A 12,510-nucleotide genomic window follows, 5' to 3' on the forward strand; every position below is an offset into this window, starting at 1 on the left:
GTTTGTTATTCGATAATATACTCCACAAATAATGTTCGCTCTTCAACAAGATCGCGTTCGACAACCCGCACTTGCTTCAGGTTAACTTTTCCTTCAAAAACACGCACGATAGGACGAGTTGGCAAGCCTTTATTTTGTCCCACTATGACTCCGGTTTCTCCATTGTTAAGCTTCACCGTGTATCCGGTTGGGTAGGCTGCTATATGCCTTAAGAAGACATTTATCAATTCATGGCGAAAACGAACACCGGCGTTAGCCATCACTATTTCACAAGCCACATGGGGCAATACCCGAGGAATACCGGGAGAACCATGAATCAGACAATCATAGAAATCGGCAACGGCAATAATTTCCGCCAAGGGATGAATTGAGGTGCCTTTCAGCTGCCGAGGATAACCTTTACCATTTGTCCATTCATGATGCTGATAAGCCATATGGGCGGTTATAATGCTGCTTTCAGGCCTTTTACGGATAAGTTCATAACCTTGAATTGTATGAGTCTGGTATATCTCTTGTTCTTCCTTTGTCAGGGGACCTCGTTTATTAATAATTTCTTTCGGCAAAGTGGTAATTCCCACATCGTGGAGAAGAGCACCTTGAGCAAGATCATTGAGCTTCTCCACCGGAAGACCGAGCCCTTTGCCCAAGACAGTAGCCAACACACAAACATTAACAGAATGAAAGTACACCCGATTATCCAAACTACGCATATCCATTAGGCTAATCATTATATCCTTTTGAAAGAGAATATCCTGTACGATATTACTTACTGATTCTTTGATATCTATTTCTTTATCTTTATTTTTATCACTTTGAATCGTTTTACAAGAGCTCTCGATTGCTTTCAAAGCATCGAAGCGGTGTTGATCAGAAATAACATCTTCTATGATAACATCATTTGTTAATTCATCTTCGATATATATGCTATAAATCCCCATATCTTTTAAGCGATCAATGTAGGGCTTTTTTAGCACGACACCTTTTCCAAGCAATATTTTGCCATAGGAAGTGTAAATTTCTTTTGCCAGAACATCACCATCATTAAGACGTTCAACACTTACTTCTCTCACGTTGTTTCCTCTCTTCTTTCCCACGTCCTAAATTTCGCAAGCCCCAATACAAACTATAACTAATCAGCGAAGTGAATACAAGCATGAGAAAACTCCGAATTGGATCTCTAAAGCCAAAACCTATGATCATTTTTGATCACCTCAATACAATCTTTATACATTTTACCATAGGTTTAAGCTTAGCAAAAATTAACGTGAAGATTTTGTGAATCGACATTTAGAAGGTCTACTTTTCCAAGAGGTTTGCCCTAATTTAATCAATTCTATTAATAAAATCCTGAAAATTATCAGCATGAACTCCCGGATTTAAATAGTTACTGCAGTTCTCTAAAAATGCTATAATACTTTTTTCCTCTTCTAATTTTTTATCAGGGGTCATATTACCTCTTCCTAAACGATCACATAACCCTAAAAGAGCGATCTCATGGATAGAAACCTCTGACGACATCTTTCCTATATCGGCAAAAGGCAATTTCTTGGTCACGAATAGAATTTGCATATGCCAACGTACTAATTTGGAAACCCGGCTTATAAAATCCCTATCATTTGTGAGCTCCTGAAGAAATTTTGCCGAAAGACTCTCTCCCAATTTATCATGATCATAAGAAGTAATCCGCCCCTTTTTAAACTTGGTAGCAGGGGCTTTGCCTAAATCGTGGAGCAATGCTGCCCACATAAATGCCTTCGGATTTTGGCTTAGATCTTTTCTTTCCGCTGCATTGTCCAGAACCATCATTGTATGGTTCCAAACACTCCCTTCGGGATGATGTTTTGGTGATTGAGGCGTACTCATTAAGTCACCGAGCATTGTATAAGGATATTCCTGAGAAAATATCCCTGTTCTGCTTAATTCATCAAAATAGTTGGAGGGTTTACGGTCATTTAACAAATGGTTCTCAAATTCAATAAACATTTGCATGGTATTTTCTCCATCTTAAATAGTTTACTTTATAGTTACCCGAATTCCAGGAATCTACTCTGTATATACTTAATACCACCGCCATAGCCTTCCGTTGCACTTCAGAGTAAAATGTAACTACTATGACATTGTTAAATGCTAGAAAAAGAAGTATTATAATTAGAATCTAACTCAGAATTCAATTGATAGAGGTGTAAACTATGATCAACGATCCCATAAAAACTTTCGTTACCGTAGTTGAACTCAAGAAATTCTCTCACACTGCTGAAGAACTTTATCTTTCCAATACCAGCGTGAATGCACAAATTGAATGTTTAGAGCAGGAACTCGAGGCAAAACTCTTTAACAATTCTTCCGACTCCTCCAACCATCTGGAACTTACGCTGGCTGGTGAGATTTATTATAAATATGCCAAACAAATTATTAGTTTACAGGATAAGTCGAAAGAAGAAATTAAAAATTTGACCAACATGGTTACAGGCAGCCTGAGAGTTGGGGGAAGTTATACCATTGGTGAATACATTTTACCTTTTGCCGTCACTGAATTCGCCGCCCACTATCCAGGGGTGGAAATTGAAACTTCCATCGCTAATACGGAAGAAATTATTCAAGCAGTTCGAAGGAATCAATTAGACGTTGCCCTTGTGGAGGGAGAAGTCAATCATACGGACATTCAAATCCATTCTATTATGGAGGATGAAATTATCCTAGTCGTTCCCAACCAACATCCCTTAGCCAAACTTCCTATTGCCACCTCTGAGCATCTCCAGGATCAAGTATGGATACTCCGGGAAAGCGGTTCGGGAACCCGCGCTTTTAGCGACAAACTTATTAAAGAATGGGGTATAAACGTCAGAAAAAGTTATGTTTTTGGCAGTGGTCAAGCAGTTAAACAAGCTGTTATTGCTGGTTTAGGCATTGCCCTTGTCTCGCGCTGGATCGTACGGAAAGAATTAAATGCTAAAGAATTAAAGTCTCTCAGAATTAAAGGAAAACGACTTACTCGTTCCTTTTACTTAATAGAACCAAAGAATCAAAACCAAGAGACAAATGAAGTAACGGAAGCGTTCACAGAACAGCTCCTCGGTCAAGATCTTATTACATCGTGGAGAAAATTAACCAAAAAAGGAATTGATCTATAAATAGAATTTTGACAGAATACGCAGCATTATTATTTACAGGTTACAGGAGGAGAATTATGCCATTTATTCCTAACAATGATATAAAAATCAATTATGAAATTGAGGGAACACCCCAGGGAGAGTGCCTGGTTCTTCAGCATGGCTTTTTTGGCGGTATAGAGGATTGGTATGACTATGATTATGTTGAACGGCTTAAGAAAACCTTTAAATTAATAGTAATTGATGCTAGAGGGCATGGCAAGAGCGATAAACCTCATCGTTCAGAGCAATACTCTTTATATCTACGGGCCCAGGATGTAATTAAGGTACTTGATGCTGAGAAAATTGACAAATGTCATTACTTCGGTTATTCAATGGGAGGCTGGATTTCCTTTGGATTAATGAAGTGGTTCACATCGCGCTTTAAATCTTTTATTCTGGATGCCATCCACCCTTACGAAAATGATATGCTTTCTTTACGGGACTCTGTCGTAAACCTTGAGCATTGGGTTCCGAACCACCATGTCTCTGAAGAGCATAAACGACGGTTTTTATTAAACGATAGAATGGCGTTATTAGCGGCAGTCGAAGAACCAAGAACTAATAACACTGAGCTCTTAAGGACTCTGTCAGTACCATGCCTGATGCTGGCTGGAGAAAATGATCCTATTTATGGGAAAGTAAAAGAAAGTTCGAAATTATCCCCATTAATTGAATTTGCAGCAATTCCTGAAGCCGATCATTGGTTTTCTTTGTATAAGAGCGGCTTCACTATTCCTCAAATAGAAGGATTTATTGAAAAGGTAACATTTAAATCTCATTTTCGCAACGACTATAATTCAGAGGATCAGCCTTAATCCATAATGTTATTTCAACAGAACTAAGAGAAAGGAGTCTAAATTTTGTTAAACTTTGATTACTCAATCCCCACTAAAATTTTCTTTGGCAAAGACCAGATTCAGAAACTACCAGGACAAATTTTAGAATTTGGTTCACGGGCACTTCTTATCTACGGCGGAGGAAGTATTAAAAAAATCGGATTATATGATCAGGCAATAAAGCTATTAAGGGAAACTAACATCCCCTTTTGGGAACTTTCCGGAGTAGATCCGAATCCAAAGATTGAGAGTGTTCGCCGCGGAATTGACCTTTGCCATAACCATCAAATCGATTTCGTCTTAGCTATTGGAGGAGGAAGTACCATTGATTGCGCGAAACTCGTTGCCGCAGGTTATTATTATTCCGGCGATCCTTGGGATTTGATGATTGGTAAAGGACAATTTGAGAATGCCCTGCCCATCGGCACAATTCTAACTCTAGCTGCGACAGGCTCCGAAATGGATCCTATCGCAGTCATCAGTAATCCTGAGACAAACCAAAAACTTGGAATGGGACATCCCCTAATGGCGCCTAAGTTCTCAATCCTTGACCCAACTTACACCTATTCTGTCCCCAAAAGTCAAACTGCTGCAGGCATTGCTGACATTATGAGTCATGTTTTCGAAGCATATTTCAGCAATATAAAAAGTGCATATTTACAGAACCGATTAGCCGAAGCTATCTTGAAAACTTGTATTCATTATGGCCCCATCGCTCTGGAGGAACCCGATAATTATGAAGCTCGGGCTAACTTAATGTGGGCCTCTAGTTTAGCTATCAATGGGCTTCTGTCTTACGGAAAAATGCGGAAATGGAGCTGTCATCCTATCGAACACGAGCTGAGCGCTTATTATGATATCACTCATGGGGTGGGACTTGCCATTATCACACCGCATTGGATGGGACATGTCTTAGAAGATAGTACCGTTGAAGTCTTTAAGAACTACGGTATCAACGTTTGGGGCTTAAACCCTAATGAAGATAATTATACAATAGCGAGAACAGCCATCTCCAAAACGAAAGAATTCTTTGTCACCTTAGGGCTTCCCACAACACTAAGATCAGTCAATATTGATGAAGAAAAGCTTGAACTCATGGCCAACGCTGCCACAAAAAATGGGACTTTAGGTGAATTTCGCCCCATTAATAGTCAGGACGTCCTCCAAATCCTAAAGTCCGCTTTATAAGTCCGCTTTAACCTTTATAAATTATAACTAGTATGGAAATCCCTTATTCGCAAAGGATTTCCATTTTTGTTTTGATCCCACTTCTTCTAGTGGGAGTGGTTCCCATACCTTGCTTCGGTGAACGTAGAGTCCATCCTTCAGCGCGATAGCATTTGTTATGGGCTAGGCGCTTTCGGCAAAGTGTCCACAGGACACTTTCGTCATCGAAGCCCCGCTGTTCAGCTTTAGCTGAACGAGTTCACTCGCTTACTTGAAAAGCTCCCATCGGACAATATTTCACACATTTTTTACACCTGATACATTTATCCTGATCGATCTTTGGAGCATTAAAACCAATTTGTTCAATCGCCCCCACTGGACAGACCCTTATTGAAGGACAAGGATGATTTTGAGGACATCTATCTTTGTTAATGGACACATTCATAAAAACACCTTCCTTGCAAATAAATAATAGCAACGGTTATATTTATTACGGTATACCCCTATTAGGTATAAGTGTACTTGAATCATAGTATCCTGTCAAGATGCTGATCTCAATTCAATGTTTAATAACAAAAATTCACTGGAAAAAAACTTTATTTGATTTTTTAAGACAATCAAGTTATTCTTGTTATTATTATATTTTCCTAAACTTACAAGGAATTTTTCATGGGAGGAGGGAATTGTCATTATGCAGCTTTTAAAAGATAAAATCAGGAACGAAGCAAAAATCATTGAAAATCGCATTATTAAGGTTGATAACTTTTTAAATCACCAGTTAGATATTTCGCTATTCAATGAAATAGGTAAGGAATTCAAACATAGATTTGCAAATAAAGAGGTTACAAAAATAGTTACCATCGAAACCTCTGGTATTGCTATTGCAAGTATTGTTGCTCAATACTTTAACTTTGTACCCGTTGTATTTGCTAAAAAACATGCTGGTATTAACATGACTCAAGATGTTTACGAAGCAAAAATTTATTCCTATACCAAAGAACAGGAATATACGATAAAGATATCAAAGGAGTTCTTAACTCCTAATGACAAGGTATTAATTATCGATGATTTTTTAGCTAGTGGAAGTGCACTTATCGGATTGATTAATTTGCTGTCCCAGAGTGATGTGGAAATTGCCGGAGCAGGAGTCGTTATTGAAAAAACATTTCAAGAAGGCAGAAAACGCATCCTCGAAAAAGGTATTCAATTAGAATCTTTGGCCATCATCGACTCAATCGAAAATGGACAAGTTATCTTTAAGTGATAGATAGCTCATTTAAATCCTGCCAGTGAACTCGGACCCACCCCCACTTATAGAAGTGGGGGCCTTAAAAACAAAATAGAAAGAGACCGCTCTTAAGTGAGTGGCCTCTTTCTATTTTGTTTTGTTCGTAATCGTTTAGCTAATAGCATAAAACTATGATCGAGCTTTGGATAATAACTGAAATCGTTCGGCAGATTTAGCTTTTTCATATTCCCTTTTTTCGGCATTAATAATATCGGTTGAAAGATGATTGGCAATTAGTTCAGCCTGCATCGCATCTAGAGTTCGGTAGAATTGATTGTCCACACTGGCCTCAAGCATGTTCCCGGCCTGAATATATTTTTCAGCAAGCGCAGAGCGATTTAATGTCCCGGATTTTTCCCCTTGTTTATACTCTTGCACAGCTGCTGCGTACAAAGCGTTTAAGCGGCTCAAGGCAAGATTTTGCAGATAACCAAACTGCGGCGTATATTTTTTAATGATCTCATCTTGCGTAAGCCCTTTGGCGCTCGTGGCTGCACTCGCAAACGTTGAGGTAAGTGATTTTTTATCATCTTGCTCAGCTGCCGTATGTGACTGAGAATTTTCTCCCCTTGTATCACTCTGTCTGGTCTGGTCACTATCCGTTTTGCCATTATCAGCTGCATTTGAACCAGTTAACTCTTTGGGAAGGGCAATGTTAAAAAAATTGGTCCCAAACTGATTTTGCAGTTGTTTTTGAATTACAGGGTTGGGTCTGAAATATTTATTATATCCCCATACTCCTCCAAAGGCTATTAACACGATAATAACCCCGGAAATTATCAAAAGCTTTTTTTTCATAACTTCTCCTAACAATTTGGATATATTTACATAATTCAGTAAAAAGACCAGCTTCTTAGGTTAGAAGCAAAGAGTGTTCTTTAGCTGCAGTTTTTATCAAATTTTATGTTGTAATCTATTTCTAATATGATACCACAATTTGGTTATAGAGTATATATTTTCATGTAGTGTCCGATCGTGAGACTCCCACTTCTCGTGGGAGTGGTTCCCATACCTTGCATCGGTGCGAATTATTTTTGTTTTGCTAGTTTTTCGGAAAGATACATACCAAGTCCAATAATACTCTCAATATGCAAAAAATCTTCAACAGAGGGATCGAATAGAATTGTGGCGTTAGCCTGGACTTCCTCGTCCCCTTCCCAAACGATTACACACATGGGAATCTCGGGAAAGGCTTGAAAAGTCACGGCTGTGTCACCAAAGTTCGTGGGTTTTCCATTCATGGTGGCAGCACTTACTAACAACTTCTGAGATTGCTGGCCAAATGCCTTGATAAGAGGAATAATCGAGTTCTTATGAAATGCTGGATAAAACAATGCTCCACCATTAGCGATTTCTTTGAGGCTAACCCAGCTGTTTTCACTTTTTCTAAATGGCCCTGCATAAGCTAAATAATTCAACATGATTATTGACCCCATAATATCGGGAACATACTTGTCTCCTTTACGACAAATCCTTTCACTGAGACAGTCTAAAACATATGTCGAACCAAAAAAGCTCAGTTCAAATTGATGGTTGACGCTGTTAAATGTTACAGCACGATAGGCGGCAACCTCCTCAGGAAGCTTTTTCTTTATGTCACTCCAATATTTGTCATAGGCAACTCGATAATTGGTTTCCAATTTAATCCCTCCGCAATCTAAATACTTTTTACTATTGATATTAAGACTTGAACCTCCTCTATATTCGTTATCGTTATCCACAACAAGAACGAATCAGGGATGAGTGTTCGGCAATAATTTGGGGGCGGCGATTCATCTCACCACCTCGTTTCAAAAAATGCTAAGTCGACCCTAACAACAACGTGAGACTGTATCTGTTTAATTACACGTAGTTTAAGATATTTGCATTTGATATTATGATTTTTGCATTTAACTCATGACAAAAAAACTATTCTAATTTAATGAAACAAGTTAAAATGAAATATGCAAGAAATATAAGGAAAAAACCCGCAAAGGAGCGAAGCTGTTGGAAAATAAGGTAATTAATTCAAAAAGATGATTATTGGAATAATAAATTTAATTTTGTAACAGAAAAAATTTTGTTTTATTTATATACAACATAAAACTCGACAATTTCTAAACTTCAACCTTATATTGCTTTGCGATTTGACGAATGACTATATAGAATAATTGGAGGCAAACCATGAAAGGGTCAATGCAACGAAAATTAGTTGTCTTAATACTGGTCTTATCCCTAGTGCCAACTTCAATTTTAGGTTTCTATAGTTATGAGAATGCTAATTCAGTTCTTGCTTCAGAACTTAAAACCTCCACGTCTCAATCGGTCACTAAAGTCGAAGAAACAACGAACATGTTTATGAAGGGGATTGAGCAGGATGTCAACCGCTTAAGCAATGATCCCAGCGTTATGGGAATAACACCAGGGAGCGACGGATCTCAGGCCTTAGCCGTTTTTAAAGCCTACAAAGAATCCAACAACGACGTCTTAAATGTTTATTTTGGTACTGCGGACAAACGCATGATTCTCTACCCGTCAACTCAACTCCCGAATGGTTATGATCCGACAACACGTCCTTGGTACACGCAAGCTGTGAAGGCAAAGGGGATTGTTTGGACTGATCCCTATGTCGATGCAGGAACTAACCAGCTGATCATTACTGTTGCTAAACCTGTTTACAATCCACAAACAAATGATCTTCTTGGAATTATGAGCATTGATATTTCCCTGAATTCACTCACTCAAATTATCTCACAGATGAAAATCGGTCAGCAAGGTTATTTAATTATGCTGGACAAAAATAATAAAATCATGGTAGATCCTGACAAGACTCAATTAGGAAAAGATCTTTCGATCCCTGAACTCAAGATTGGTTTGGCAAACAGTGTTTCCGGAGTGGCAGACTTTAAAGTAAGTGGCAAGCGGTATTTCGGAAGCTTTGCTACCTTTAACAAAACAGGTTGGAAATTTGTAGGAATTATGAGTTACACTGAAGTTCAAGCCTCGACCTCCCAAATCCTCCATCATACTGCCATTGCTTCAATACTTTTAGCTATTTTGGCTATCATTATTGGAATTCTTTTTGCTAAAACTGTTACCAAAGCTTTAAATCTATTAGTTGAGGATGCCCAAAAAATCGGAAATGGGGACTTTACCGTACGTTGTAAACTGACCTCAAAAGATGAAACAGGAATTTTAGCTGCAACTCTTAACGGAATGGTTGAAGAACTTGGAGCTCTGATGAAAAACATTCAAAATCTCTCCCTGCACGTCAGTACGTCGGCCCATGATTTAGCAAATACTGCTATGCAAACGAGCAAATCTGCGGAAGAAGTATCAACAACCGTAAGCCAGATTGCCACCGGCGCCTCAGATCAAGCAACTCAGGCAGAACAGGGATCTCTGTTTGTGGAACATGTATCTAATAATTTTCAGTCATTGGAAATGAGCAGCAATAATATGCTGGAGGCCTCCCAAGAGGCCGCTCAAGCTAATCAAAGAGGTATCGATTCGGTTAACGAGCTTACAACAACATCTCAAGCCAATAAAGATTCTATCGACAAAATCGAAAGTGTTATTTCTCTCCTCAATAATAAAGTGCAAGCTATCAGTACCATTCTCCAAGCTATTACTACTATCTCTGAACAGACAAACCTCCTGGCACTTAACGCCTCGATCGAAGCTGCACGTGCCGGAGAAGCGGGCAGAGGCTTTTCTGTAGTAGCCGAAGAAATACGAAAACTTGCAGAACAGTCCTCAGATTCGGCAAATGGCATCCGCCAAATTGTTTTAGATATTCAAAATGAAAGTCAGCATACTGTCGGGGTTATGCAGGAGGTTCAAACACAAACTGTTGCCCAAATGTCTGCAGTAACCAAAGTCGATTCGTCATTTTCAGATATTTCCAAAGCAATTGAGACGATTCATGGCATTATCCAACAAAATACAGATCATATGAAAGAAGCTTCAACTAACAATGCTAAAGTCGTTGAAGTTTTACAAAACATATCTGCAGTTTCTGAACAAACAGCAGCGGCCTCTGAAGAAGTTACGGCTTCAATGCAGCAAACGTCAACCGCTGTTGAGCATGTTGCTGAAACCGCAGAGGCACTGGATAAGGTTGCTAAACAGCTTACCGAAGAAATTCTGAAATTTAAAGTCAATAGCTAGTCAACCAAATATCCCTTTAATTTAAACAAGGTGCTTTGCTCTCAATGGTAAAGCACCTTGTTATTCTTTCCATTCCATCTAAATGACGAGTTCACAAAGCAGTTGCGAAACGATATAATTGATGACAACAATTTATCTGGAGTTGATAAACCGTATGATTATTCGCGAGATCGGCAAGCGAGGCATTATTTTTACCTTCGAAGACGATATTTCTATATATTTAATTAAGGGAAATCATCACTATGTTTTGTGTGATACTCATTTAGGACCTCTATCAATGAATGTCGTCAAGGAATATCTCACTTCTCAATTAACACCCAAAGATCTCCTTATCTTTAATTCTCATTCAGATTGGGATCATATCTGGGGAAATTGTGCTTTCGAAGATGCCGTTATCATTGCTCATGACACAGCAAAAAAACGGATGCAGGAGATCGGAGATTTTGAATTAAATAGATTAAGGAAATTCCATCAAGGGGTAATCAAACTAAAGTATCCAACACTAACATTTAGCGAAAAACTCTCTTTAGCCGATGAAGATATTAATTTCATCTATGCCCCAGGACATACTATAGACTCCTCACTATGTTTTGATCAGAGAGATTCTGTTTTATTTGTCGGAGATCTTGTTGAGTTCCCTATTCCCTATCTCGACTATTATGATCTCGATGCCTTTATTAAAACATTGGAATTTATTAAAAGCTTGCCTGCCAAAATTAAGATTTCAGCCCATTCCGGCATTATCGGAGATGATTTAATTGAACGCAATCTCTTTTACATTCGAAGGATTCAACAGGGCCAATCCATCTCAAATGAAATGATTGGCCCAGCGATAGAAGTCCATCAATACAACTTAAATAATCGCTTACTCCTGAAGTATGAACCACTCATTCGAGAAAAGTTAGGCAAAGAGTTCGATTATGCATCATACAAGGCCCATTTTTCAGATTTAGGAACCATAAAATCTGCCAATTTTAAACGGACACTTAAAGATTACCTGCAAAAGTTAGAAGTGAACTCGTTCAACTAAAGCTGAACATCGTGAGGGGCTGTTTCAAAATGCATAAACGTCCCTCATTAAACAAAACCCTGCATAAATTGTGATTTAAATCCACTTATATGCAGGGTTTTATTTATAAAAACGCATAGATATTCATTATGCAACGGCCCCTCACGATTAGATCAATTTAAATTGTTTTGAAGCGTTCCAGTATAAATTGAAGAAATTAGGCAAATCATAAAAAGAATTCTAATTTGGGCGGGAGGGAATCAGGGTGGCCAAACCAGATAATCGTGCCGATAACGATGTCCATTTGCAAGAACACATTAACCATACCCTAGCAAAATTGCATGCCGCTGAAGAATATCTTAATGAACATGCTGAAGAACTATCAGCAAATGAGAAACAGGATATTGAATCCAAAAATGAGCGGCGCAAAGAGAGTATTAATGCCTTCATTTCGGAGAAAAAAGACGAGTCTCAGAAATAATACCTTGGTGCATTTAATAAGAATGACAGTCTATCTCTTCCAAGAATAGGACTGCCATTCTTTATCTAGTATGATTGGCTCTTATGACCTTAATAATTAAGAAACTATAGATCAAAAATTCGGGAATACTAAGCCTGAATTTTAAAGGAGGTAATTGAAATGGCTGAAAATAAGTCCAAGGAAAAGTTTATCGCTAACCCTATTGAAAGACACGATACAGCAGCCTGGCGTGGACATATTGAAAACGTTAAACCTGAATCGAATGTTCCTATCCCCAGTGAAGAATCCGTACTCAACGCCAAAGAATGGGTGGATACAAATTCTCTTTCTTAAGTATTACCGGCGAGAGCAACAAGCCCATACACATCTGTCGTAAACTTTATAGTCTAATAATAATGAACTCCGTACCACTTTCTACCCGTGGAAAG

The 12,510-nt window shown here is 38.5% G+C and carries 13 protein-coding genes; 8 read left to right on the top strand and 5 right to left on the bottom strand.

What is annotated here, in order from left to right; genetic code table 11:
- Positions 1-5 precede the first annotated feature (5 nt).
- Both B5Y67_RS20160 and B5Y67_RS20165 read right to left on the bottom strand, forming a co-directional pair.
- Positions 6-1,070: an HD-GYP domain-containing protein gene (locus tag B5Y67_RS20160; protein ID WP_088228184.1), complete on the bottom strand. Its 1,065-nt coding sequence runs from the start codon at positions 1,068-1,070 to the stop codon at positions 6-8.
- Between the two features lie 253 nt (positions 1,071-1,323).
- A complete protein-coding gene (locus tag B5Y67_RS20165) occupies positions 1,324-1,989 on the bottom strand; it encodes an HD domain-containing protein (protein ID WP_088228185.1) in 666 nt (221 codons plus the stop codon).
- Positions 1,990-2,189: 200 nt separating this feature from the next.
- On the opposite strand from B5Y67_RS20165, the gene B5Y67_RS20170 reads away from it, so the two are divergent.
- Genes B5Y67_RS20170 through B5Y67_RS20180 form a run of 3 tightly spaced genes read left to right on the top strand, consistent with a single transcriptional unit; the run spans position 2,190 to position 5,176 of the window.
- Positions 2,190-3,131, top strand: coding sequence for a LysR family transcriptional regulator (locus B5Y67_RS20170; protein ID WP_088228186.1), 942 nt, complete (start codon positions 2,190-2,192; stop codon positions 3,129-3,131).
- 56 nt (positions 3,132-3,187) lie between these two features.
- On the top strand, positions 3,188-3,967 hold the full coding sequence (locus B5Y67_RS20175) for an alpha/beta hydrolase (protein ID WP_088228187.1): 780 nt from the start codon (positions 3,188-3,190) through the stop codon (positions 3,965-3,967).
- 45 nt (positions 3,968-4,012) lie between these two features.
- Complete coding sequence (locus B5Y67_RS20180) at positions 4,013-5,176, top strand: iron-containing alcohol dehydrogenase (protein WP_088228188.1); 1,164 nt, start codon at positions 4,013-4,015, stop codon at positions 5,174-5,176.
- Between the two features lie 238 nt (positions 5,177-5,414).
- Here the strand turns inward: B5Y67_RS20180 and B5Y67_RS26400 are convergent, their stop codons facing one another.
- A complete protein-coding gene (locus tag B5Y67_RS26400; protein ID WP_088228189.1) occupies positions 5,415-5,600 on the bottom strand; it encodes a 4Fe-4S binding protein in 186 nt (61 codons plus the stop codon).
- 246 nt (positions 5,601-5,846) lie between these two features.
- Between B5Y67_RS26400 and B5Y67_RS20190 the strand changes: the two genes are divergently transcribed.
- Entirely contained in the window at positions 5,847-6,419 is a 573-nt protein-coding gene (locus B5Y67_RS20190; RefSeq protein ID WP_088228190.1) for a xanthine phosphoribosyltransferase, read from the top strand.
- Positions 6,420-6,572: 153 nt separating this feature from the next.
- Here the strand turns inward: B5Y67_RS20190 and B5Y67_RS20195 are convergent, their stop codons facing one another.
- Positions 6,573-7,241, bottom strand: coding sequence for a hypothetical protein (locus B5Y67_RS20195; RefSeq protein WP_088228191.1), 669 nt, complete (start codon positions 7,239-7,241; stop codon positions 6,573-6,575).
- A 230-nt stretch (positions 7,242-7,471) separates the two neighbouring features.
- Positions 7,472-8,083 carry a DUF3786 domain-containing protein gene (locus B5Y67_RS20200; RefSeq protein WP_088228192.1) on the bottom strand — a complete coding sequence of 204 codons (612 nt, stop codon included), beginning with the start codon at positions 8,081-8,083 and terminating at the stop codon, positions 7,472-7,474.
- Between the two features lie 523 nt (positions 8,084-8,606).
- Between B5Y67_RS20200 and B5Y67_RS20205 the strand changes: the two genes are divergently transcribed.
- The 4 genes from B5Y67_RS20205 to B5Y67_RS20220 all read left to right on the top strand — a co-directional run bounded on the left by B5Y67_RS20205 (position 8,607) and on the right by B5Y67_RS20220 (position 12,415).
- Complete coding sequence (locus B5Y67_RS20205) at positions 8,607-10,592, top strand: methyl-accepting chemotaxis protein (RefSeq protein WP_088228193.1); 1,986 nt, start codon at positions 8,607-8,609, stop codon at positions 10,590-10,592.
- A 154-nt stretch (positions 10,593-10,746) separates the two neighbouring features.
- Positions 10,747-11,622: an MBL fold metallo-hydrolase gene (locus tag B5Y67_RS20210; RefSeq protein ID WP_088228194.1), complete on the top strand. Its 876-nt coding sequence runs from the start codon at positions 10,747-10,749 to the stop codon at positions 11,620-11,622.
- A 244-nt stretch (positions 11,623-11,866) separates the two neighbouring features.
- Entirely contained in the window at positions 11,867-12,082 is a 216-nt protein-coding gene (tlp, locus tag B5Y67_RS20215; protein WP_088228195.1) for a small acid-soluble spore protein Tlp, read from the top strand.
- A gap of 159 nt (positions 12,083-12,241) precedes the next feature.
- Positions 12,242-12,415 carry a DUF3787 domain-containing protein gene (locus tag B5Y67_RS20220; RefSeq protein ID WP_083995852.1) on the top strand — a complete coding sequence of 58 codons (174 nt, stop codon included), beginning with the start codon at positions 12,242-12,244 and terminating at the stop codon, positions 12,413-12,415.
- The last annotated feature ends 95 nt before the right edge of the window (positions 12,416-12,510 follow it).

This window comes from Desulfosporosinus sp. FKB (genome assembly GCF_002196705.1).
In the GTDB taxonomy this organism is placed as follows: domain Bacteria; phylum Bacillota; class Desulfitobacteriia; order Desulfitobacteriales; family Desulfitobacteriaceae; genus Desulfosporosinus.